This window comes from Marivirga salinae (genome assembly GCF_030503855.1).
Taxonomy (GTDB): Bacteria; Bacteroidota; Bacteroidia; order Cytophagales; family Cyclobacteriaceae; genus Marivirga; species Marivirga salinarum.
The window spans coordinates 481,796-504,156 of sequence record NZ_CP129971.1 but is presented as its reverse complement, the minus strand read 5'-3'; the positions used below and the strand labels follow the sequence as shown (position 1 = coordinate 504,156).

Annotated in this window: 21 protein-coding genes; 11 read left to right on the top strand and 10 right to left on the bottom strand. The window is 34.1% G+C overall.

The features are described 5' to 3' along the window. The first annotated feature begins 18 nt into the window (after nucleotides 1-18). From QYS49_RS02190 to QYS49_RS02170, 5 genes are all read left to right on the top strand, one after another. Complete coding sequence (locus tag QYS49_RS02190; RefSeq protein ID WP_308349996.1) at nucleotides 19-456, top strand: hypothetical protein; 438 nt, start codon at nucleotides 19-21, stop codon at nucleotides 454-456. A 177-nt stretch (nucleotides 457-633) separates the two neighbouring features. Further along, nucleotides 634-1,077: an Hsp20/alpha crystallin family protein gene (locus QYS49_RS02185; protein ID WP_308349995.1), complete on the top strand. Its 444-nt coding sequence runs from the start codon at nucleotides 634-636 to the stop codon at nucleotides 1,075-1,077. Nucleotides 1,078-1,322: 245 nt separating this feature from the next. Next, complete coding sequence (locus QYS49_RS02180; protein WP_308349994.1) at nucleotides 1,323-2,093, top strand: MlaE family ABC transporter permease; 771 nt, start codon at nucleotides 1,323-1,325, stop codon at nucleotides 2,091-2,093. 16 nt (nucleotides 2,094-2,109) lie between these two features. Next, on the top strand, nucleotides 2,110-2,868 hold the full coding sequence (locus QYS49_RS02175; RefSeq protein ID WP_308349993.1) for an ABC transporter ATP-binding protein: 759 nt from the start codon (nucleotides 2,110-2,112) through the stop codon (nucleotides 2,866-2,868). A 7-nt stretch (nucleotides 2,869-2,875) separates the two neighbouring features. Further along, nucleotides 2,876-3,829: an MlaD family protein gene (locus QYS49_RS02170; RefSeq protein WP_308349992.1), complete on the top strand. Its 954-nt coding sequence runs from the start codon at nucleotides 2,876-2,878 to the stop codon at nucleotides 3,827-3,829. Between the two features lie 162 nt (nucleotides 3,830-3,991). Here the strand turns inward: QYS49_RS02170 and QYS49_RS02165 are convergent, their stop codons facing one another. Both QYS49_RS02165 and QYS49_RS02160 read right to left on the bottom strand, forming a co-directional pair. Next, nucleotides 3,992-4,264: a YtxH domain-containing protein gene (locus QYS49_RS02165; protein WP_308349991.1), complete on the bottom strand. Its 273-nt coding sequence runs from the start codon at nucleotides 4,262-4,264 to the stop codon at nucleotides 3,992-3,994. A gap of 95 nt (nucleotides 4,265-4,359) precedes the next feature. After that, entirely contained in the window at nucleotides 4,360-6,117 is a 1,758-nt protein-coding gene (locus QYS49_RS02160) for an adenosylcobalamin-dependent ribonucleoside-diphosphate reductase (RefSeq protein ID WP_308349990.1), read from the bottom strand. Between the two features lie 220 nt (nucleotides 6,118-6,337). On the opposite strand from QYS49_RS02160, the gene QYS49_RS02155 reads away from it, so the two are divergent. Together QYS49_RS02155 and QYS49_RS02150 are read left to right on the top strand one after the other, a co-directional pair. Beyond that, nucleotides 6,338-8,296, top strand: coding sequence for a sensor histidine kinase (locus tag QYS49_RS02155; RefSeq protein WP_308349989.1), 1,959 nt, complete (start codon nucleotides 6,338-6,340; stop codon nucleotides 8,294-8,296). 12 nt (nucleotides 8,297-8,308) lie between these two features. Further along, entirely contained in the window at nucleotides 8,309-9,370 is a 1,062-nt protein-coding gene (locus QYS49_RS02150; protein ID WP_308349988.1) for a response regulator, read from the top strand. 5 nt (nucleotides 9,371-9,375) lie between these two features. Here the strand turns inward: QYS49_RS02150 and QYS49_RS02145 are convergent, their stop codons facing one another. The 4 genes from QYS49_RS02145 to QYS49_RS02130 form a co-directional block, all read right to left on the bottom strand. Beyond that, on the bottom strand, nucleotides 9,376-9,828 hold the full coding sequence (locus tag QYS49_RS02145) for an SRPBCC family protein (RefSeq protein WP_308349986.1): 453 nt from the start codon (nucleotides 9,826-9,828) through the stop codon (nucleotides 9,376-9,378). Continuing rightward, nucleotides 9,809-11,518, bottom strand: a complete 1,710-nt coding sequence (locus QYS49_RS02140; protein ID WP_308349984.1) for an FAD-dependent oxidoreductase — start codon at nucleotides 11,516-11,518, stop codon at nucleotides 9,809-9,811. The genes QYS49_RS02145 and QYS49_RS02140 overlap by 20 nt, the downstream gene beginning before the upstream one ends. A 157-nt stretch (nucleotides 11,519-11,675) precedes the next feature. Next, complete coding sequence (locus tag QYS49_RS02135; protein ID WP_308349983.1) at nucleotides 11,676-12,695, bottom strand: phosphotransferase; 1,020 nt, start codon at nucleotides 12,693-12,695, stop codon at nucleotides 11,676-11,678. Beyond that, on the bottom strand, nucleotides 12,682-13,191 hold the full coding sequence (locus QYS49_RS02130) for a P-loop nucleotide/nucleoside kinase family protein (protein WP_308349982.1): 510 nt from the start codon (nucleotides 13,189-13,191) through the stop codon (nucleotides 12,682-12,684). The genes QYS49_RS02135 and QYS49_RS02130 overlap by 14 nt, the downstream gene beginning before the upstream one ends. Before the next feature lie 512 nt (nucleotides 13,192-13,703). Here QYS49_RS02130 and QYS49_RS02125 point away from each other — a divergent pair. From QYS49_RS02125 to QYS49_RS02110, 4 genes are all read left to right on the top strand, one after another. Continuing rightward, a complete protein-coding gene (locus QYS49_RS02125) occupies nucleotides 13,704-14,159 on the top strand; it encodes a pyridoxamine 5'-phosphate oxidase family protein (protein WP_308349981.1) in 456 nt (151 codons plus the stop codon). Between the two features lie 39 nt (nucleotides 14,160-14,198). Continuing rightward, nucleotides 14,199-15,794 carry a hypothetical protein gene (locus tag QYS49_RS02120; RefSeq protein ID WP_308349980.1) on the top strand — a complete coding sequence of 532 codons (1,596 nt, stop codon included), beginning with the start codon at nucleotides 14,199-14,201 and terminating at the stop codon, nucleotides 15,792-15,794. 264 nt (nucleotides 15,795-16,058) lie between these two features. Continuing rightward, complete coding sequence (locus QYS49_RS02115) at nucleotides 16,059-16,685, top strand: DUF6799 domain-containing protein (protein WP_308349979.1); 627 nt, start codon at nucleotides 16,059-16,061, stop codon at nucleotides 16,683-16,685. A 163-nt stretch (nucleotides 16,686-16,848) separates the two neighbouring features. Then, the gene (locus QYS49_RS02110) at nucleotides 16,849-17,676 is read left to right on the top strand and encodes a hypothetical protein (RefSeq protein WP_308349978.1); all 828 of its coding nucleotides are present in this window, start codon (nucleotides 16,849-16,851) and stop codon (nucleotides 17,674-17,676) included. 90 nt (nucleotides 17,677-17,766) lie between these two features. On the opposite strand, the gene QYS49_RS02105 is transcribed toward QYS49_RS02110, so the two are convergent. The 4 genes from QYS49_RS02105 to QYS49_RS02090 all read right to left on the bottom strand — a co-directional run bounded on the left by QYS49_RS02105 (nucleotide 17,767) and on the right by QYS49_RS02090 (nucleotide 22,360). Continuing rightward, nucleotides 17,767-18,063: a chaperone modulator CbpM gene (locus QYS49_RS02105; RefSeq protein WP_308349977.1), complete on the bottom strand. Its 297-nt coding sequence runs from the start codon at nucleotides 18,061-18,063 to the stop codon at nucleotides 17,767-17,769. After that, nucleotides 18,050-18,955 carry a DnaJ C-terminal domain-containing protein gene (locus QYS49_RS02100; RefSeq protein ID WP_308349976.1) on the bottom strand — a complete coding sequence of 302 codons (906 nt, stop codon included), beginning with the start codon at nucleotides 18,953-18,955 and terminating at the stop codon, nucleotides 18,050-18,052. The genes QYS49_RS02105 and QYS49_RS02100 overlap by 14 nt, the downstream gene beginning before the upstream one ends. 117 nt (nucleotides 18,956-19,072) lie before the next feature. Then, nucleotides 19,073-19,909, bottom strand: coding sequence for a universal stress protein (locus tag QYS49_RS02095; protein WP_308349975.1), 837 nt, complete (start codon nucleotides 19,907-19,909; stop codon nucleotides 19,073-19,075). 105 nt (nucleotides 19,910-20,014) lie between these two features. Next, nucleotides 20,015-22,360 (bottom strand): glycosyltransferase family 4 protein, encoded by a 2,346-nt coding sequence (locus QYS49_RS02090; RefSeq protein ID WP_308349974.1) that lies wholly within the window; start codon nucleotides 22,358-22,360, stop codon nucleotides 20,015-20,017. Between the last annotated feature and the right edge of the window lies 1 nt (nucleotide 22,361).

Below are 22,361 nucleotides of genomic sequence, written 5' to 3'. Positions count from 1 at the left end.
TATCTAAAATTTAAGGTTATGTCTGATTCAAAGAAAATCGCAGTATTTCTGAATCTCTCTAAAGCACAATTTATTGGGAGGTCGGATGGTAATTACACCTTTATAGATGAGGTAATTTCTCCTTACAAAAAAATCAAAAGAGAAGAAGGTGAAGGAAGTAATAATACCAGGTTTGGTTCAATGCCTTTATTTGCATCCAATAATGAAAAAACTAACCACAGTATCTCTCAGAATGAATTAAAATCATACATCAAAACACTGGAAAATAAGCTGTTAAGTTATGATGACATTTTGATATTTGGACAAGGTAAAGCTAAAGACCTTTTGAATAATCATTTAAATGAAAGTAAGCACTTTGAGCAGAAGAGGATTACTTTGCGCAATTCAGATAAGATAACAAAAAGTCAAAAATTGGCATTTGTAAGAGATTATTGGGAAGGGATACATAATGCTTAATTGGTATCTGCATTGGGGCTTGTCAATAAATCTTATGATACAATCTACCAGACATGAAATCAATATTTACAAAATGATAAAAATCTTTTGAATCAGCCATAAAGGTCATTTTTCTACACTCTACTTAACTTTAAATTTACAGTAGTTAATTATTACAAACTCTTAAATATAAAAGCCATGAATTTACTTAGTGAAAAAAAGAATGGGGACTTTTTCCCTACTTTATTGTCAGATTTTTTTGACAATGATCGTGCATTTGGGCCAGGATGGTTAAACTTAGGCATTGACAGAAATATTCCTTCAGTGAACATCAAGGAAAATGGTAAAGAATATAATATCGAACTGGCAGCACCGGGATACAATAAAAAGGATTTCCACGTGACCATTGAAAACGATATTATGACCATTAGTGCTGAGAAAGAAGATGAAAAGATTGAAGAATCAGAGCGCTTTACCAGAAAAGAGTTTAGCAGCAGTTCGTTTAGTAGATCTTTCGCCCTTCCTAAAAGTGTGAAATTTGATAAATCAGAAGCCACTTATGTGGATGGTATTTTGAAAATCAAAGTTCCAAAAAAAGAGGTGGAAAAAGCACTTCCTAAAAAGGAAATTAAAATTGCATAGCTTTTTGAACCAAAAAAAATAGGACTGTTTCTAACTAAATATGAGACAGTCCTATTTTTTTATAACCTTTTCCCATTTTTTGTAATCATTCGGTTACCATTTCTTCTTAAATGTGAATAGGTTGAGATAAATATCAAAAAAAGCAGTGATTTTCGTCATACATCCGAGATGAAATATATACTAACTTCCTTTAATGATAGTAGAAAAATATCTTTCAACGATTTGAAAGAAAGAAGAAAAACCGGATGAAGATACCTACAAATATCGAAAAAATGCTGAACGAAGCTGGAGAAATAGCTCGTTTTAGCGGTCGATTTTTCCAAGAGTTATTTAAGCCTCGTTTTGAATTCAATGAATTTTTAAGACAGTGTTTCTATATAGGCTATATGTCCCTCCTACTAATTGGAGTTACAGCATTTATTATGGGTCTGGTAATCACTATCCAATCTAGACCAACACTAGTTGATTTTGGTGCCGAGGCATGGCTTCCTAAAATGACTGCAGTTTCTATAGTGAGAGAAATTGCTCCAGTCATTACAGCACTTATCTGTGCTGGCAAAATTGGCTCAGGCATAGGGGCAGAACTTGGTTCTATGAAAGTTACCGAGCAAATAGATGCTATGGAAGTTTCCGGTACCAATCCTTATAAATATTTGGTGGTAACAAGGGTAATGGCCACTACTTTAATGGTGCCCCTTTTAGCCATATTTGCCAACGCAATTTCCCTATACGGTGCTTATTTGGGAGCTAATATTCAAGGTGTGGTGAGTTGGGATTTGTATTGGGCTCAAGTATTTCAAACCCTGCGTTATAGTGATGTGATTCCTGCGGTTATCAAAACATTTTTCTTTGGCTTTGCCATTGGTATTATAGGTTGTTACAAAGGATTTACTTCAAAAAAGGGCACAGAAGGTGTAGGACAATCAGCTAATTCTGCTGTAGTGATTTCATCTTTTCTGGTCTTCATCCTTGATTTACTAGCTGTTCAAATTACTGATGTTTTAGGCTTGACTTAAGTCATCTATGGAAAAAATGAAAAACCATATTAAGCTTGATAATACACTAAAAAAGATGATTTCAATAGATGGACTGAATGTATCTTTTGGGGATAATCATGTGCTACGAAATCTAGATTTAACTTTGAATAAGGGTGAGAACTTAACTGTATTGGGTAAATCAGGTTCTGGGAAATCAGTATTAATTAAATGTATTATTGGCTTAATAAAGCCAGATTCAGGAAGCATTAAAGTGCTTGGACAGGAAGTAACCAATTTGGAAAGTAATGAACTTTATGATATTCGTAAGAAGACGGGCTTTCTATTTCAGAGCAATGCACTTTATGATTCTATGACTGTGCGGGAAAATTTAGAATTTCCATTGAGAAGACATGGAATTGAAAAAAGTAAGGAGGAAGTAGATGAACTAGTGAATGAAGCACTGACTAATGTTGGCTTACCTGAAACGGAAGAAATGATGCCCTCTGAACTATCGGGAGGCATGAAAAAGCGGATTGCCTTAGCAAGAACCTTGATTCTAAAGCCAGATATAATACTTTACGATGAACCTACAACTGGTCTTGACCCTATTACAGGCAAAGAGATTAGTCATTTGATGTTGGATATTCAGGAAAAGTATAATACCTCATCCATCATTATTTCACACGATATTTATGGTATTAAGATAGTGGCTAATAGAATATTCATGTTGATTGACGGCATGTGCTATGATGATGGAACATATAACCAGCTTAAAAAATCAAAAGATTCTAAGGTGAAATCCTTTTTTGAATGAGACTACTATGAAAAATCAAAAATCAAAAAACATACGATTGGGAATCCTTGTGTTTATAGGAACAATTCTCCTGATCACTGCTTTATACACCATTGGAAGCAATCAAAATCTTTTTGGTTCAAAAATCAGGGTTATAGCTGATTTTAAAGACGTGAATGGATTGATGACGGGGAATAATGTTCATTTTTCGGGTATCAATATTGGTACTGTAGAAAGCGTTAAGATTTTCAGTGATTCCAGCATCAGAGTTGTAATGGTTATCCAGAAGAACGCACAGAAATATATTAAAAAAAATGCCATAGCAAGTATTGGAACTGACGGGCTAATGGGTAATAAGTTGGTAAATATAAATCTGGTAAATCAACAGGCCGACATGATTGAAGAAGGGGATTTATTAAGAACCATAGAGCCGGTCGCTACTGATCAAATGATGCATACACTCAACCGCACCAATGAGGATGTGGCATTAATAGTTAAGAATTTAAAGGAAATTTCTGAGAAATTAAATAGCGAAAACAGTCTGTGGAGTATTTTGGCGGATACAGTGATTTCCGAAAATATAAGAGAAGCCATTGTAGAAATTAAGTTGACCAGTCAAAAGACGGCCATTATTACTGGGGATTTATCCAATATAGTGAAAGGTATTAGTGAGGGGAAAGGCACTTTGGGTGCCTTATTGACTGAAAGTACACTCAGCAATAAACTTGAACAAACTATTGTCAACATTGAAGAAATCTCCGATAGCTTGGCCTATATAACAGGAGATTTAAAAGTGGTTTCCAGTAAGATACAGAAAGGTGAAGGCGCAATTGGCACATTGCTTATGGATACTGTTTTCATGCATGACCTTAATAAAAGTATGGAAAATATCCGCATGGGATCCGATGGATTCAATCAAAATATGGAGGCTTTGAAGCACAGTATTTTTCTTAGGAGATATTTTCGTAAGAAGGAAAAATAAACTATTTACAACTCTTTTGCTCTTAAATTGAATGTCGTTAAGTATAGACAAATTCCCTTATGCAGTAGTTGATGGATAAGGTGTATTTAACGCTAAACTTAACGACATTACTTTGACTCTAGAATACAAAAATCTCTTTTTCTGAAAGAATACTTTTAAATATCAATTGACATGCTCCTTTTTGCGGTGTTCATCTTTTGTATTTGTAAGCGGAGAGATTCTTCCGGTTAAGTCTTTCACCATTTCATCTAATTTACGCTCATATTCTTCAAATTTGGATTCAATCCTTTTGTCTATGGCATCACTCAAGTCTGTACTTCTTTTGATCATTTTTCTTCGAGTATCCCTTCCCTTTTCAGGAGCGAACAAAACACCTATAACTGCACCTGTGGTAATTCCTGCCACAATTCCTAAAATTGTTTTTGCTGTATTCATTGCCGTATTATTTAATTTACTTTAGCAATCTATCATAAATCAGTAACAATTTCCATGACATCTATCGTCTTTAATAAGCACATTTGTTATTTTATTTAAACTGTACAAACTTTACAATTTGTGCGCTCTGTAGAAGGGAAACCTATACCACTATTAAGTACCTGTTTGCTTTTAGAGCCATCTCTATATAATGTAATTCCTTTGGCTTTACCCGACCACGCCATTTTAAATGCCTTATCAATATCATATTTGCTTGCAGATGAAGAAAGATTGATGGTTTTTGAAATGGCATTATCGGTGTACATCTGGAAGGCAAGTTGGTGTTTGAGGTGGTCTGAAAAATTGATTTCTAAAGCTGTTCTAAAAAGTTCTTTTGTTTCTTTTGGCAGTCCATTGGATTCTTTCAGATTTCCTCTGGCATTAATGCAATTCAATATTTCTTCTGTATAAATGCTATTTGCCTTTAAGTATTCTATCAGGGAAAAATTAATATGTTTAAGACTCCTTTTATCAAGGACATTTCTTTGTTCATAAGCAAGTGCAAACAAGGGTTCAATAGAAGAAGAAACCCCAGCTATAATTGATATTGATCCTGTTGGCGCTATGGCGGTACAAGTGGCATTGCGTAAGGGAAAATCCGGAAAATGTGTGCTTTTTTCCCAGTTTGGAAAAACTCCTCTGGTTTTAGCCAAATTTTGAGATGTCTGCCAGGCTCGATCTTTAATAAACCTCATAAGTTTTTCAGCCAATGCTACTGCCTCATCACTAGCATATGGAATTCCCAATTCAATTAGCATATCTGCCCAGCCCATTACGCCTAATCCTATTTTTCGATTTCCTTTTGTAATTTGCTCAACTTCAGGAATAATATAGGTATTGACATCTATAACATTATCTAAAAATCTAATAGCTGTATTCACTGTATTTTCCAGTAAGTCCCACTTTATTTTAACAGTTTTTTTATAAGGCGAAGCAACCATTTTCGCTAAATTGATAGAACCTAGATTACAGGCTTCATATGGAAGCAAAGGCACTTCTCCACAAGGATTAGTGCAACTAATTATACCAATTTTGGGTGTAGGATTCCATCTGTTGATTTCATCCAAGAATAACAAACCAGGATCACCATTATTTTTGGCATTTCTAATAATGGACTGCCATAAGCTTCTTGCGGATAGTTCCTTTACTTTCTTTCCAGTATTTGGATGAATCAAATCCCATGAAGAATCATGTTTTATCGCATGCATAAAAGCATCTGTAACCCCTACTGAAATGTTAAAGTTTTGCAAATTCTTTCCCGTACTTTTGCTATTGACAAATTCTTCGACATCGGGATGATTAATATGCAATACGCCCATATTGGCACCCCTTCTTTTGCCCGATTGCCGAATGTTTTCAGTCATTACATCAAATATCTTCATAAATGCCACAGGCCCTGCCGCTTTACCGCCATTGGCAACATTATCTCCTTTTGGTCGGATTTTTGAAAAATCAAAGCCTGTACCCCCTCCACTTTTTTGAATTAAAGCAGCTGTTTTTAGACATGAAAAAATTGCCTCCGTATTGTCTTCAACCGGCAGTACAAAACAGGCACTTAATTGTTGATTAGGTGTGCCAGCATTCATTAGGGTAGGGGAATTGGGTAAAAAAAGAAGCTCGTCCATTATTTTGAAAAACTTTTCTGCCCAAGCCAAATTTTGGTTTTCATCTCCAAAGTTTAATTCTGCTAAAGCTACTGAATTGGCTACACGTCTGAACATTTCTTCAGGGCTTTCGCTTATCCCCGTTTCTTCATGCCTAAATAAGTATCTTTCTTTCAATACTACCATGCCGTTATCGTTGATTCTCGCCATTTCAATACCTGCTTTGACCACTTAAAGGTTTATTTCAATGTACTACTAAAGAAATATTTAAAAGATGATTTTTGTTATTGTACTCTTATAATTTTGCCTTTCATGATGACAAATATCATTTAGAACCAAAACAATTGTCATAACATATTCCATAAGTAAAAAATACTTTTGTTTAGAGTATAGAAAAAGTCGTAAATTAGGATAGTTTTTCACATTTGACATGAGGGGAAATTTAAATCAATCATACCGTAACTCCGTAGTACTTTTAGCCCCTGTAATTCTGCTATTCGGCATGTTTTTTTATGAGCTAAGGCCTGGTTATAATCTTATCACAATTGCCTATTTAATTGTACTACCATTTATATTATTATTATCGGGAAGTAAAAAATATGCTGTTTTCATAGGCGTATTAACCACCATATTCATTATTGCTGGATATCTACTATCTGATTTTAATGGAAAAACAATTTTGACGAATAACAGAATATTAGCAGGTATTACAGTCTGGATGATTATTTGTTTTAGTGTATGGTATAGGCATACCTTAAAAAATGAACGGAAAGCCAAAAAGCATTTAAATGCAATATTTGAAAATGCAACTGAAGGTATAATTGTTACCGATATAAAAGGTGATATAAGAATGGTAAATCCCCATGCACTAGAATTATTTGGTTACAATGAAATGGAGTTGAAGGGTAGGAAAATTGAACAATTGATACCAGATCGTTTTTCAAAATCACATATCAAGCATAGAAATAATTTCAGCAATTTCCCACATAATAGGGCAATGGGTGAAGGACTGGAGCTTTTTGGTAAACGGAAAGATGGAACAGAATTTATGGCAGAAATTAGCTTAGGACATTTTAGAGAGAATAATAAGTTGTACGTAATAGCTTTTATAACAGATATAACTGAACGTAAGCAGAATCTTCAAAAAATCAATCGCCTAAATGAAGAGCTGGAAGCTAGAGTACAAGATAGAACCAAAAAACTTTCTGAAGCTTACAAAATAATGGAAGATTCAAATACGGAACTTCAAAAGGAAATAATAGCTAGAGAAATAGCAGAGAAAAATTTAGTGGATAGCCAGCGGTTATATGAAGCTATGGCACGCCACTTTCCAAACGGTATTATTGGCATTATGAACAAAGACATGAATTATTTGCTGGTAGATGGAACCAGGCTATACGAGGAACGACTTGATAAAGCAATTTTTTTGGAAGGGAAAGTATTTGACAATCTTCATACTTCCGAAAAAATTGCCGTTGAATCAGAGCTTAAAAAAAGTTTTAAGGGCGAAACGATCACTTTTGAAGTATTGATTAAGAATAATTTTTATAATGTTAAAGCTGTTCCGCTGCCAGAGAATAATAATTCCATTGATAAAATTTTAATCGTTATTACCAATATTAATACCACTAAACGCAATGAGCTTACTTTAATTAAAAATCTTGAACGTGAAAAGGAATTAGGCAAATTGAAATCAAGATTTGTCTCAACTGCTTCACATGAATTTCGCACACCGCTCAGTACTATCCTTACTTCAGCTTACTTGCTCAAGAATCATAAGGGAAAAGACTATGAGAAAGTAAAGGACTTACATATTCTTCGAATTAATAAATCGGTTAATAATTTAACCGAAATTTTAAACGATTTTCTTTCATTAAGTAAACTTGAAGAAGGAAAAGTAGAAACAAGCTATTCATTAATAGACATAGAATCGTACTTGCTTGACATCAAAAATGAAATGAGTCTTCAAAAACAAATCTCACAATTTTTGGAATATAAGCACAATGGAATTCGCAAAATAGAAACGGACAAAAAAATACTTAGAAATATTGTACTCAATGTATTATCAAATGCCATAAAGTATTCAAAAGAGGATGGGGTAATCCAATTCAGTTCTGTAGTGAATTCTGAAAAATTGATTATTAAAGTACAAGATCAGGGGATTGGAATTCCTGAAGAGGATTTACCCCATATCTTCCAACGCTTTTATAGGGCAGATAATGCTTCCTACATTCAGGGAACAGGCTTAGGGCTTAACATTGTTAAAAAATATGTTGCCCTACTGGATGGAGAAATACACTTTAAAAGTAAATTAAATGAGGGTAGTACATTTACTGTTGAGCTGCCCATAATACCCTTTTCGAATGGTAATCCATTATCAAGAAATTAAATTATTATTAAGATGAGCCAGAAAATCCTTGTAATAGAAGACAATATCGAAATGAGAGAAAACATTTCTGATATTTTGACACTTGCCAGCTATGAAATCTTAACCGCATCGAATGGAAGAGAGGGAGTGGTTTTGGCTCAGCAAAACATTCCTGATCTCATTTTGTGTGACATAATCATGCCTGAATTAGACGGCTATGGTGTATTGCATATCTTGAGTAAGGATAAAAAAACATCGGATATCCCTTTCATTTTTTTAACCGCAAAAGCAGAAAAGGCTGATTTTAGGATTGGAATGAACCTCGGTGCCGATGACTATATTACTAAACCTTTTGAAGGACTTGATTTGCTTAATGTTATTGAAAAGCGTTTGCAAAAAAATTATTTATTGAAAACATCCTTTCAGCAGGGCAGCTTAGGTATAAATGACATCACAGATGAAAGACGTCAATTAAAGGAGTTGAATAAATTATTGGAAAATCAAGCAAGTAAGACGTATAAAAAAAAGGAAATGATTTTTTTGGAAGATAGACAACCCCATGAACTTTATTACCTCAAAAAAGGATTGGTTAAAACTTATAAATCCACAAGAGATGGGAAAGAATTGGTAACTGGATTTTTAGAACCAGGAAGTTTTTTAGGATATATATCCTTACTTAAAAATAAGACATATACAGAAAGTGCTGTAGTGATTGAGGAAGCGGAAATACTCTCAATTCCTAAACAGGAATTCTTAAGTGCCCTTTTTAATAATAAGGAAATTGCAGTTGATTTTATAAAAATATTGTCAAATAGATTATTTGATACGGAAAATCGAATGTTAGAATTAGCTTATTTTTCTATCAGACAACGCACTGCCATTGCTTTACTTCAATTGCATGAGCAGTTTCAAAATTCAGAAAATGAGAATTTCCTGATCACGATCTCTCGTAAAGATATAGCTGATTTAGTTGGAACGGCTACTGAATCGCTTAATAGAACATTGGCTGATTTCAAAGAGGAGGGGGTAATTGAAATCCATCATCATGGAATTATTATTCGGGAAATGCAGAAATTGAAGAAGGCGATTATTTGAATAATTTAAGCCCTTACCGAAGTTTGCTCCATTACTTCATTTATTTTATCAAGAAGTTGCTCGGCCATAGGTTTGAGCAAAGGTCCTACTACCAAATTCATTACTGGGGTAGTTATTCCTCTTCCTTGTAAATGTAAGTGGAAAGACACATCAGTAAGTCTACTTCCGGCCTCTTTTAAAGTGACAGTGCCGCTTCCTTTTACAGGGTGAGTAAGACCTCTCAGTTCAAAGCCCATTTTTTTGCCTTCTTCCCATTCTGTAATGAGTACTTCCATTTTAAATGAATAAGTAACTCCTGCTATTGATGACTTTAGTTTCCAGATGGATTCTTTGTCATTAAGTATCTGATGATTTTGATATCCCATAAGAAAAGGCGCCCAGTTGTTTTGGTCTTTCACAAAGTCCCAAACTTCTTGCACTCGAGCCCTCATTTGTTTTTCATGAACTAATTCGGGCATAGCTTTCTTCTTTTTGTGGTTTCAAATCTGATTTCTGCATAGCAGCATCCATTGCTGCCAAATAAGCAAAGGTCATAGCAGGACCAATTGTTCCGCCAGCACCGCCACACCCAGGACCAGTAACTCCCATAGCTGCATTTCCTACTGCATATAATCCTTGAATTACTTCATCATGAACATTTAAAACTCTGCCATTGACGTCAATTTTAGGGCCGCCTTTGGTGCCAAGATTACTCTTATGTATTTGAATAGCGTAGTAAGGACCCTTTTCAATTTTTCCTAAGTTGGGATTAGGTTGATGGTCTGGATCACCTTGAAATCTATCATAGGTATTTCCACCTCTATGGAAATCAAGATCTACCCCTTTTATTGCATATTGATCAAATTGAATTATAGTTTGTTTAAGTCCATCAGAATCAACACCTATTGTTTCAGCTAATTCTTTTAATGTATTGCCTCTTTTCACCCAATTTGGTGGAGTATCTCCCGGCATTGAGGTTACAAATACATATTTCTCAAAGAATTTACTGTCCAAAATCAACCAAGCAGGCACATTAGGATATTCTCCTTTTACTGGATCAAATACATTGAATGTTTTGCCAACATCATTGTAATTGTGTGCTTCATTTACAAACCGCTTACCATATTTGTTAACAATGATTGTATGAGGTAAAGAGCGTTCAGCTAAGCATAAGCGCATTAAAGGCTTTCCATCATATTCTTCATCAGGAACTTGCAATCCTGGGAACCACCAAGCTTCGCTCATATTGGCCAAATTGGCGCCTACTTCCATAGCCATACTGATTGCTTCTCCTTCATTATGAGGAGGACAAGTGGATATTCCCATTGGAGAACCAGGCAAAAATTGTTTTACCATAGCCTCATTCCATTCATAGCCACCGGAAGCCATAATAATTCCACGATTCACCTTGATGTAGGTGTTTTCACCATGATGATCTGCTCGCAATCCAATTACCCTGTTTTCGTCATCCATAATTAATTGTTTTGCTGAGGTATCTAGCAATGGTTCTACTCCACGTTTTAAGCAAGCTGATAAAAGGTTTCCAATCAATGCCTCCCCATAACCTACTATCCCTTTTTGCAAACGCTCAGAAACTACATCCATATCCATATCCTTAGGATTGCTAAACACTTTCCATTTCATGGCTTCTTCAAAAGTAATAGGGGTAAATCCAAAAATTGGGCTTTTTCTCAATCTACCCTTCCACTTACCAAGTTCATTCGTATCAAATAAACCAGACTCTAAAGATCTTCCTCCATTTGGTTTACCGCCTTCCCAATCAGGATGATAATCTGGGTAGTCTTTTATTAAAGCAAACTTTAAAGGAGTTTTATTTTCTATATATTTGACCATTTTTGGTCCGTTATTGATCAAACTTTTAATAATACTATCATCAACTCTGTCCTCCGCCAGTTTTTTGATATAGGTCATCGCTTCTGCTCGGCTGTCTTTTAAGCCTGCTTTTTTCATATGATGGTTGATAGGCACCCAAATTATACCTCCAGATACTGCAGTCGTTCCTCCAACCTTATCAGATTTTTCGATTATCATCGTATTTGCACCGTGGTCATGGGCAACTATTGCAGCCGTTAGACCAGCACCTCCTGTACCCACTATTAGTACATCGGTCTCAAATTCCCATTTTTTAGGGTGTTTTACTGCATTCATGATTCCCAGGGTTTAAATCGTTAAGTATATGCAAATTGGACATTTAAGGGGGGGGCTGAAATGACAGTGGTTGGTAGTTTCAATGATATTTGTCAGCAGGTGTTTTTTCAATGCGGCTCCAAGGATTTGTGAGGAAACCAGCCAAATGATTCTATTATCAATTAATGTAAACTTTTGAAGGAAGGTAGGTTTTTAGTAGTCTAAGGTAGGTTTTGGCTTTGGAAAGCGCTTCCTTAAGTTTGGAGGAATTTTGTTGTTGGACTGCACTTAAAATTGAAACTTTTGCCCTTATGGTTGCTCTAAAGCATTTATAATAATGTAGTATTTCATAATCCTCTTTAGTCTGAATAACATTAAATAGTTTGTTGTATTTTTCTACAAAATAATCACTCAAATTAGGCTCATCATGTGCTTCTATATCCATACATAGAAATCCAATTTCACTTAATAAATCAATCTGTCTTAAGTTATCATCAAATTCTATGCAGTCAAAAATAACAGGAGGATTGGAAATGAATATATTCCCACAATGGAGATCCCCATGGAGTAATCTTATGAAGCCTTCCTTTCTTCTTTGTTTCATTCTTACTTCATGGGATTCCAAAAACTTATTACTCCATGCAATGGATCTATCAATTAGATTAGCATCCCTTACATAGAAATACTTCAATACTAAAGGCTTTATATCAACAAAACCGTTGAATAATTCCTTAAGATTAGTCAAATTAAAATCTGTTTTTACGATTTCAGCCTCCTGATGTATACTTGAAATTGTTTTTGACAGTTGTTCGATATGTTTTTTGTTAAGCTTATCATCATTAAGCATAACATCCATTTTCTTTTCATTCTGAAGTCGTTTCATTCTTACTGTATAGTCAATGATATCACCATTTCCATCCCCTATAGTCCAATTATTATCTTCTTTGCGGATAGGTAAAACATCCAAGTATATATTTGAGTAGGATTGGTTTAAAAATAATTCACGCATACAATAATGTCTTCTTAAATTCAGAGTAGAAAAATTGAGAAAAGTAAGTTTAACGGGTTTCTTGATTTTAAAAGCAAAGTCCTCATTCAATAGCACCCATGAAATATGAGTTTCGATTATGGAAGCTTTAATCGGTTTTTTACCAAAGCTTCCTTTTGATGCCAATTGTCGTATATCAGACGGTTTCATTTTTTTTAGAATCAATAAAATCTAGAGCTTGTTGCAACATTAAATCGATATTATCAGATTTAGAAGTAAGTCGGAGACAGGGAATATCGATATTCTCATACTCTTTTTTGATTTTTTTGTACACCTTATAATCAGCTTCACTTTCTTTTCGGTGCCCTTCCAGACGTTTTTTAATCAAGGCTTCAGAAGCCTGAATCAAAATACATTTCATTTCTACATTTCGTCTTTTAGCAATTTCCAAAAAAAATTCTCTGGTTTGCTGCAAATAGAAGGTAGCATCTACCACTACTTTTACTTTTCTATCTATTGCTCCTTCAGCAAGATTAGCCAACCACTCATAAACATATAACTTGTCAGTCAAGCTATATTTGCCCCCCATTTTAAGTGTGTTTCTAACTCGGTCACTACTTAAATATTCAGCATTTAAAGCTTTAGCTAAATGTTGGGAAAAGAAACTTTTTCCTGACCCTGGCAAACCCATTACTATTATAATCATAGCTATTAAAGTTCATCTCTAATCAAATTTGGCAAATAATTTAAAATAATATTATGACTCTTATTCCCAAGCATAAAGATTTTTATCACTTCTATCCCAGTATATTTTCTTTCGTTTTCATAACACTAAATCATCTAATTTCATTTCGTAGATCAAATTTCATGTATGAAAGGATTTTAAGAGAAAAAGCAGTATTTCAAGTTGTTTTAACTCATAATTAATGATAAAAATCTTAAGCACATCATGATTTTGTCATCGATTTGTATAGTGTTTTATACCTAGCTTTGATTTAACATAACGAAAGTCTTAATCCCGTATAGGCATATAGAAAATAATGCTCTAAAAGGCTACAAAACTGTTATGTCGAACAACAGAAATAATCTGATATTGGGGAAATAGCCGCTAGTTATGCAAATCATGACAGAATAAAAATTGTAAAAGGTAATAAACTGTCATTGGTTCTTAAGCGGGAAAAATAACTTCCCGCTTTTGTTCTTTAAAGGCTTTAGGTTATGCTTGGTGAATTAACAGATAAACAAATAAATGACGTGCTAGAAAGCCAGTTCATGGGAAGAATAGGATGTCAAGCAAAAGGCAAACCCTATATCGTGCCAATTGGATATGCCTTTGAGGACCCCTATATTTTTGCCCGCTCAAAAGAAGGTCTTAAGATTGAAATAATGCGTGAAAACAACGAAGTATGTTTTCAAGTGGATATAATTGAGAATATGGTGAATTGGCGTAGTGTAATTCTATGGGGAACATATGAAGAGATTTCAGATGAAGTTGAAATCCAAACGGCTACAGATATTATTATGGAAAAAATGGCTCCTGTGATTACTAGCGAAACCCTTAATCCTCAAGGTCAGCCAATGGCTCCTGTAATAGTAGAAAAAGAGAAAAAGGCTATTGTTTTTAGAATTAAGATAACAAAAAAGAGTGGCAGATATGAAAAATCAGTGAATTAGAATTTCTAAACTGCTAAAATGAATTTAAAAATTAATATTATGAAAACGCTGATAATAATATTTCTAGCCTATTTTTTTAGTACTAGCTTGCTTGTCGCACAAGATTTGGATAGTCAGTCAATGAAGATACTTTATGAAAGTCAAGAAGCGGCTGAGGCTCTTTCACTTTATCCTGAACCAATAAGGGGAGCAATATTAGAGAGCACTCGAGAGCCTGCAGTTCTTGTTAAACTAAATGCACTTCAAAATACAATTGGGGATTCTTTCAATTCAACAATAGAATTTTTGGCGGAAGAAGAGCAGAAAAAATTCTGGGAACTGACAAAATATAATGGACTCATTGAAAAAATTGTTGAAGGAGGCCCTAAAAAGGAAAGTGAAATTTCAGCTATTTTATCAGACTATCCCAAAGCTATTCATGCTACTGCAATAGAATTAGGGACTATACATTTCAACATTTTAAAGAAAATAAATATACTTTCTTCGGAAGCACAAAATAATATTGACAATATCCTAAGTGAATATCCTGAGAAAAGCCAAGAAGCTTTCAAAATCTTGCTGAAGAATCCGGAAATTATTCACTTATTAGTGGATAATCTTGGGCTGACTTTACTAGTTGGTGAATTTTATACTAAAGATGCTGCTTTAGTGAATAAAATAGCAGATTCAATTCAAACAGAAGCCTCCAAAAGATATGCCGAAGAAGTAGCTGAATGGGAAGCAGGCTTAGCTGATAATCCGGAAGCATTACGTGAATTTGAAAAATTATCAAATGAATTTGTGGATGAGAATGCCGATATTGAATATGATCCTTTGTATTTAGGTGTAAACCAATCTTCAGAAGAATTAGATGATGCTCCTCAAAAATCGGAAGAAAGAGTAGATATTTATCATCATTATCCTTATTGGTTTGGGTATCCTATGTGGTATCCTACCAATTACTGGTATTGGTATCCTTATTGGTACCACTGGGGTTATTACTATGGGACCGAAAATACAATCATTATTGTGGGAATGCCTTCCTATTTCTTTATGAATTGGTATTTTGCATATCCTTACCATCATCATTTATACCCACATTTTAGTGATTATGTAATTCGTCATTATACACGTGTTCCAAGAATTGATAGAACAGGTTTTAGAACTGCAGTTCGAGAATGGGAGAATAGAAGTTCAAGCCGGGTGGTCAGGGAATTGATAACTGATGATAATAGGCGAGTTGAAAGATTTAAAGAATATGGACGTTTCGAACAAGATTATCAAAGAAGGTTAGAAAAAAGACCTGCTACAACTGTCGGTCGGGATGTATTTCTCAGAAATAGCAGCCGAAAATATCCTAATCTTAACGGTGGAAGCAGAAATACCATTTCAAGCAGAAACTCATTTTACGATAGAAATATTAGTAGATCCACTAGACCCACACGCAGTTATGAAATAAACCGTGCAAGAGACTTCCATCAACGTACTTGGGAAAGGTCAAATTTGAGAATGCAACCAACTATGCCAAGAACTAGAACCTCTACACCTGTCCGAAGAAGCCGCTCAAGTAATACCAGCTCAAAGATCACGGTCAGGGGGCTAATTATATTTTATTCTTCCTTTAAATCAATTTTCAGCCTATCCAAACAAGCTTGAATAGGCGCATACTATTGAATAGTAGATCCAGATAAATCAATTGAAAATCAATTTACTTTAGAGTAGTATTCAATGATAAAATACATTGAAGGTTAAGAATTACATCATATTTATTGATCCTGTTTTTTGCGTCATTTGTTGGTGAGAAATCAAACCACTTTTATAAAGCTAAATCACTGAAAATAGAAAATAATAAAGTAGTTGTCTATAAAAGTGGATTATGAAAGAAAGAGTAATAAATGATTAATTATAATAAGAACAGTTATGAAAAGGATAATTCAATTAGCAGCAATCATGATGTTGTTTGCTGTTTCACTACTTGCTCAGGATCGGGACCAAACCCGACTTCAGGAACATCTTATGATGAAAGATGGCAAAATGTACCAAATTAAAGATCAGGAACAGATTCAATTGCAAGAACAGCTTAGGCTGAAAAATGGAGGTATCGTAAATCCTGATGGCAGTTTTCAATTGCAAAATCAAAAGCAAATGAGACTAAAAAATGGCGAATGTTTGGATATGGAAGGTAACCGTTATGCTTCTCAAAGACAGTTTCGTCAGCATATGCAAAACAGGGAAAAAGCAATGGCTCAAGAACACCTAATGTTTCAAAATGGTCAAATGTACCGTGTTTCGAACAATCAAAAAATGCAACTTCGAGAGCAACTCACTCTTAAAAATGGGACAATTGTAAATCCTGACGGTAATGTAGAATTAAGGGATCGAAAACGACTTCAATTAAAAGATGGGGAATGTCTGGACATGGAAGGCAAACGTTATGAATCGCAAGATCGCTTCAGAGACAAAATGATGAAACGGAATATGGATAGGTCAGATAAGGAAAATATGAAAGGTAAAATGGGAACTCGAAAAGGAAAAATGAATAACTGAGTCCCATTAACAAAAACTGTAACACGACTACATTAATAGGGTAGCTCGTGCTACAGTTTTTCAAATTAGCTAAGCGCTAATAATTAAAAAATAACTTTTTTTTGTTGTCATGAAACTATTGAATAGTATTTTGTTGATCACCTTAATGAACGTATTTCTTTGTATGCATGAGATACACGCCCAATCTAAAAAATCTCATATTCAAGATTCAACATCTGATAAATCGGAATTAAGGATAGGGATTCTATATAATAGTGATTATTATTTCATGGGCAGATCTGATTCAGCAAAGGCACCCTATTTATCACCATCGTTAGGATATTATCACAAGTCGGGTTTTTCTATCCGATCAGCTCTTTCATATTTGACCACTCCGGGAGAGGGTAGGGTAGATTTGACCACTTTTTCTGGGGGGTATGATTATTATGGAAGTCAATTCGCTGCAGGTATTTCCATTTCTCAGTACTTTTTCAATGACTTGAGTTATGTTGTCCAAGCTGAAATGAGCACTTTTATAAATGTACATGGAGGTTATGACTTTTCTGCCTTTATGATTTTTGCAGATGTTAGTTTAGGCTTTAGCGAAGGCACAGATGTGTTTTTTGGTGCAGAAATTACTAGGACATTTTATGCTATAAGAAATAAATTACGAATAACTCCTGCAGTTTATCTCAATGCTGGTTCGCAACAATATTATAATGAGTATTATACCATGAGAAATGAGCAAACAGGTGCTGGAAAGGGTAAAGGGATGGGTGGTGCTTCACAACCGATCCAAAATTCCCAAATTTTAGAATCAGAAAAATTTCAAATATTAGATTATGAAGCCGATGTGCAGATAAGTTATAAAATGGGTAAAATCCGTTTATATGCTGCCACAACATGGACGTTTCCTAAAAATCCCTCGACTATTGTTACAGACCAAGGTACTTATGAAGAAGAACTTAAGAATGGTTTCTATTGGACTTCGGGTATAAGGCTTACATTCTAAAAAGTGTTGTTTTTTTAGCTGAAAAAAAGTACAAAGATGCTTAAAAGGTTAATTATAAGTATATGGTTAATTCTCCACATACATTCACGATTAATCCAATTCCAATAAATTGAGCTTATTTTTTGCTATCCTTAATTCCTCTTGTAAATCATTGATTTGATTGAGTAAATGGTAAATTACATCAATGCCTTCAATATTAATATTAAGCCCATAGTAAAATTGTATTGCGCGCTCAAGTCTTTTTAACTGTTCATTAGAAATGTATTTTTCATCTTCCACCACAATCAATTCAATTAAGCCATTTTCATTTAAGGAGTTAATGAAAGAAACCTCAACATCTAAAATTGAGCAACATTTTTCAACCAGTATTAAATTATCTGAGTCCATTTTCCCTTATTTTTTTTAATTGTTTGAGTAGTTCTTTTTCCTTTTCTGATAGATTTGTAGGTAATTTCACTTGATAAGTAACAAACAAATCCCCGAATTCTTTTTCCTTTTTATAAACTGGAAAACCTTTTCCTTTCAGTTTTACCTTTGTGCCTGACTGAGTTCCTGGGGCGACTTTCAGTTTGACTTTTCCATCAAATGTATTAATCAAAGCTTCACCACCCAGTAATGCGGTATAGAGGTCTAATTCAGCAGTTGTATATAAACTGCTTCCTTCCCTTTTAAATTTGGTATCATTCTTTATTGAAAAGGTAATGTATAAATCTCCATTAGGACCGCCATTTACTCCTGGGGAACCGTAACCATTTATTTTTATTGTTTGACCGTTTTCAATGCCTGCAGGAATTGTTAAACGAATATTCTTTCCATTAATGGTTAGTGTTTGTTTTTGTGATTTATAAACATCTGTTAATTTTAATTGTAGTTCAGCTTTAAAATCCTGTCCTCTAAATTTTGTTTGTCTGGTTCTTCTTCCTCCACCACCACCAAACATAGATTCAAAAAAATCGGAAAAATCTCCTGAAAATCCACCAAAATCCGAATAAGTTTCCCTACCAAATTGAGCTTCTTGATTTTGCTGCTGGCGGGCTTTTTTGAATTCATCTGCATGTTTCCAATCTTTGCCGAACTCGTCATATTTTTTACGTTTTTCCGGATCACTTAAAACCTCATTAGCTTCATTTATTGCTTTAAATTTCTTTTCTGCTTCCTTATTATTAGGATTTAAATCGGGATGGTGTTTTCTGGCAAGCTTACGATAAGCCGCTTTAATTTCTTTATTAGATGCTGTTTTGGGTAGTCCTAAAACTTTATAGTAATCAATGAATTCCATATATCAATTATTAGATTCTTCATTTTTAATATTTACAACCAGCCTTCATGTATCACTATTGTTGTTTTATTGATTCTTATTTTCTAACACTAATAGTTCTTACTCAAGTATTCTAGTTTATACGTGAAAAATCAATACAGGTATTTGAAGATGATGGATAATAGCCTCTGTTAAACTTAATGAAAAAAAGTGTGAAAAATTTGACTTCCTTTCAGGGGCAATTGCAAAAAGATCTGCATCGGATTTATCCATAAAAAACTGAATGCCTCTTTCCTCATTAAATGCATCTACATGATGCTTATTGCACATATTGTCCGGGCAATCTTTATCAAATAAAAGAAGCATTTCATCTATTTCTTTTGTTTCCTTAAAATGATATGGCGTATTGATATATAGTAAATCCATTTTTGCATCTAAATCGGTTGCATACCCTATCATATGTTGAAAGTAAGGCTTATGCTTTTCTTCAAAGGTTGAGGACATGACTATTCGTTTAAATGAATCTCGTTTTAGTGGTTTTTTCACAACTAAAATCGGGATTTTTGTATTTCTAATAACATTAGTGACATTTGATCCCACTACAAAATCTTTAATTCCTTTGTAGCCATGAGATCCCATTACAATCAATTCATATTTATCTTCCTTTATAAATTGTGAAATATTCTGAGTCCCCTCATTATAGACTATTGTTTTTGTTGCTTTTATTCCTTGATCTGTGAACTTCTTTAATAATTCTGTCAATTTAGAATTTGCAATTCCAATTTCAGCCTTTGTTTCAGGAAACATCTTCTCTTTATCTAATGTAAGTTTAACCCAATCTACAGGAGTAGAGATAAGGTGTAAAATTTCAATTTCTGCTTTTACTTTTTTAGCTATTTGTAATGCATAATCAACGGCATTATTGGCAACATCTGAAAAGTCAGTGAGGAGTAATATTTTATTAATTGTTTTCATGTTTTCTAATGTTTTACATTTGCTATCAAACCAAACATGGCTTAAAAAACTCACTACCTTTATTTATTGAAAATCAGACTTCATGAACCCTTGAATTCATCCTAATTACTTTGCCTCTACATCCTGTTTCCATTCTTTTGTTTGTTTGTGATTTTGTGATAGCAAGTAATTATTTAATTGCAGTTCACTCTCAAATAGCCGCTTGTTAGAGGTGTCTTTTGTTTTGTGAGCCGATTGTTTGTTTAAATATTTTTCCATAATCATTTGTGCATTGAAGAAACATAAAGCAGATTCTGCCCCTTGATTTATATTGACTTCATTATCTTCAAGTCCATCATATGAGGCACCATTTTTTGTGTTGTACATAATCTGATTAAGGTGATTATTCCCCAAAAACCAACTGAAGGCTACCTTAAATTGATTTTTATATTTTTGGTTTCCGGTTACTTTATAGAAAAGATCAAGTGTCACTATGGTGGAAACGACTTCAATTGGTTGCTCCCCGTAGAATTCTCTTTCGTTTTTCTTTTTGAACCATCCCTTCTTGGAAACTACTTTGATCTGTCCTTTCATAAAATAATGCGACAAAAGAAAATCAAATGTTACCTCTGCTATTTTTTTGTACTCTTTATTGCCGGTTACCAAAAAGCCATACATCATGGCCTCTGGTAGTATATTATTGGCATAAGAAACGTAGTCCTCATACCAGTGCCAATTTGCTTTAGCACTTAGATTGTAATAATTCAATAGTTTGTCGGATAACTCTAAAGTAAGTTCTTTTATATGCGTCTCAGGATGAACCTTATGGTATTTGTATAGTCCTTTTAGGATATAGGCAATTGCTCTTGGGGAATTTATCTCACCAATCCAACTGATGGATTTCTTCCAAAGAATTTCCGCTCTTAGAACAAAATCTAAAGGAAGTATTTCCCTTTTGCTTAAAACATAGCCTAAACTCCAAAATACACGTCCATATGCATCTTCAAGATTTGATTCTTCATTTTGTGATGTAAAATTTCCATTATAATCTATATAATTTTTAAAATCTGCATTTCCGCTTTGCATATTTTCAATAAATGCCAAATAGGTATAGGCTAATTTTAGGGAAGTAGAATCTCTGTTAAAAGAGTGGTATTTAACTATATATACTAATGCTCTTGCATTATCATCCAAAGTATAGCCAAACTCCACATCAGGTTCGCTTAGTCTTGAAAATTGAAGCATACCAACTTTGGTGGTCATATTGATTATATGATCTAACTTGATTGGAGGAAAGTTGAATCGCAATTCTTCCATTTTATTGGTTAGCTCTCCAAAAATCAAAGCATATTGAATGGCTACGTTTTCCCAAGTAGAGGCATGTGTAGCAATATAACCTCTTTTTCCCATTTCAATTCTTTGCTCTTTGTTTTCTATAAGGTGCAATATTGCATCCCTAAATTCATTTGGATCATCAAATTTCTCCAACAATATTCCAGAATCTTTAATAGATTCCACAGCATGCGGAATAGGGGTTGAGATTATAGGACACCCTCCACTCATTGCATAGGCAAAAGTTCCACTGACTGCCTGATGTGGGTCTTTTGAAGAAAATAAATAGATGTCCGAAAGAGAAATATATTTTAACAATTGATCCAAGGCTAAATATTCATCTATAAAAACTACATGCTTTTCCAAATTAGATTCCTTGATGATATTTTTGAGCTTATTACGGTATTTTTCTCCCTCTCTTTTGACTACCTCAGGATGCGTTTTCCCAATGACCAAAAAGATTACTTCAGGATATTTTTCAATGATATCCGGCAAGGCGTATAAAACAGTTTCTATACCTTTATTTTCACTTAGTAGACCAAAATTGGATAATATGATATTGTCTTTATACCCAAATTGATATTTATTTATTTTCTTTTCCTCCCACAATACAATATGAGTGCCATGAGGAATCACTCCTATTTTAGAGTTTGGGTAGCCATAACGATCTATCAATAATTCTTTTGACCTGTTGGTGAGTACAATTATTCGATTGGATAAATCACCAATAGCTCGCACATTTTTAAGTCTTTTTTCATCGGGAAAGGGCAAAACCGTATGAAAAACTGTTATGATAGGCTTACTCAATGCCAACAAAAAGGAAAGTAAATAATCTCCATATTCACCACCAAACAATCCGAATTCGTGTTGTATGCAAACTAATCCGATATCTGAACGAGCATTTATTTTATCTGCAAGAATGCGATATTCGTCTAATTCGGATGTTTGCAATACATAACTCACTTCATTTGGATAATTAAAATGATTGTGGTTAGATTCTAAGGCGCAGACTTCAATTGGAAGACTATTGCCAAAAACTGTTGCTATTGAATTGATAATATCTTCTGAAAAAGTAGCTATTCCACACTGCCGAGGTGGGTAGGAGCTTACTATTAACATTTTCATTTTTGAGGTTTCCATG

Excerpts from the sequence above, each read along its gene's own strand:
- QYS49_RS02190 (WP_308349996.1), top strand. The coding sequence starts at position 19 with ATGTCTGATTCAAAGAAAATCGCAGTATTTCTGAATCTCTCTAAAGCA.
- QYS49_RS02185 (WP_308349995.1), top strand. The coding sequence starts at position 634 with ATGAATTTACTTAGTGAAAAAAAGAATGGGGACTTTTTCCCTACTTTA.
- QYS49_RS02180 (WP_308349994.1), top strand. The coding sequence starts at position 1,323 with ATGAAGATACCTACAAATATCGAAAAAATGCTGAACGAAGCTGGAGAA.
- QYS49_RS02175 (WP_308349993.1), top strand. The coding sequence starts at position 2,110 with ATGAAAAACCATATTAAGCTTGATAATACACTAAAAAAGATGATTTCA.
- QYS49_RS02170 (WP_308349992.1), top strand. The coding sequence starts at position 2,876 with ATGAAAAATCAAAAATCAAAAAACATACGATTGGGAATCCTTGTGTTT.
- QYS49_RS02165 (WP_308349991.1), bottom strand. The coding sequence starts at position 4,264 with ATGAATACAGCAAAAACAATTTTAGGAATTGTGGCAGGAATTACCACA.
- QYS49_RS02160 (WP_308349990.1), bottom strand. The coding sequence starts at position 6,117 with ATGGCGAGAATCAACGATAACGGCATGGTAGTATTGAAAGAAAGATAC.
- QYS49_RS02155 (WP_308349989.1), top strand. The coding sequence starts at position 6,338 with ATGAGGGGAAATTTAAATCAATCATACCGTAACTCCGTAGTACTTTTA.
- QYS49_RS02150 (WP_308349988.1), top strand. The coding sequence starts at position 8,309 with ATGAGCCAGAAAATCCTTGTAATAGAAGACAATATCGAAATGAGAGAA.
- QYS49_RS02145 (WP_308349986.1), bottom strand. The coding sequence starts at position 9,828 with ATGCCCGAATTAGTTCATGAAAAACAAATGAGGGCTCGAGTGCAAGAA.
- QYS49_RS02140 (WP_308349984.1), bottom strand. The coding sequence starts at position 11,518 with ATGAATGCAGTAAAACACCCTAAAAAATGGGAATTTGAGACCGATGTA.
- QYS49_RS02135 (WP_308349983.1), bottom strand. The coding sequence starts at position 12,695 with ATGAAACCGTCTGATATACGACAATTGGCATCAAAAGGAAGCTTTGGT.
- QYS49_RS02130 (WP_308349982.1), bottom strand. The coding sequence starts at position 13,191 with ATGATTATAATAGTAATGGGTTTGCCAGGGTCAGGAAAAAGTTTCTTT.
- QYS49_RS02125 (WP_308349981.1), top strand. The coding sequence starts at position 13,704 with ATGCTTGGTGAATTAACAGATAAACAAATAAATGACGTGCTAGAAAGC.
- QYS49_RS02120 (WP_308349980.1), top strand. The coding sequence starts at position 14,199 with ATGAAAACGCTGATAATAATATTTCTAGCCTATTTTTTTAGTACTAGC.
- QYS49_RS02115 (WP_308349979.1), top strand. The coding sequence starts at position 16,059 with ATGAAAAGGATAATTCAATTAGCAGCAATCATGATGTTGTTTGCTGTT.
- QYS49_RS02110 (WP_308349978.1), top strand. The coding sequence starts at position 16,849 with ATGCATGAGATACACGCCCAATCTAAAAAATCTCATATTCAAGATTCA.
- QYS49_RS02105 (WP_308349977.1), bottom strand. The coding sequence starts at position 18,063 with ATGGACTCAGATAATTTAATACTGGTTGAAAAATGTTGCTCAATTTTA.
- QYS49_RS02100 (WP_308349976.1), bottom strand. The coding sequence starts at position 18,955 with ATGGAATTCATTGATTACTATAAAGTTTTAGGACTACCCAAAACAGCA.
- QYS49_RS02095 (WP_308349975.1), bottom strand. The coding sequence starts at position 19,909 with ATGAAAACAATTAATAAAATATTACTCCTCACTGACTTTTCAGATGTT.
- QYS49_RS02090 (WP_308349974.1), bottom strand. The coding sequence starts at position 22,360 with ATGGAAACCTCAAAAATGAAAATGTTAATAGTAAGCTCCTACCCACCT.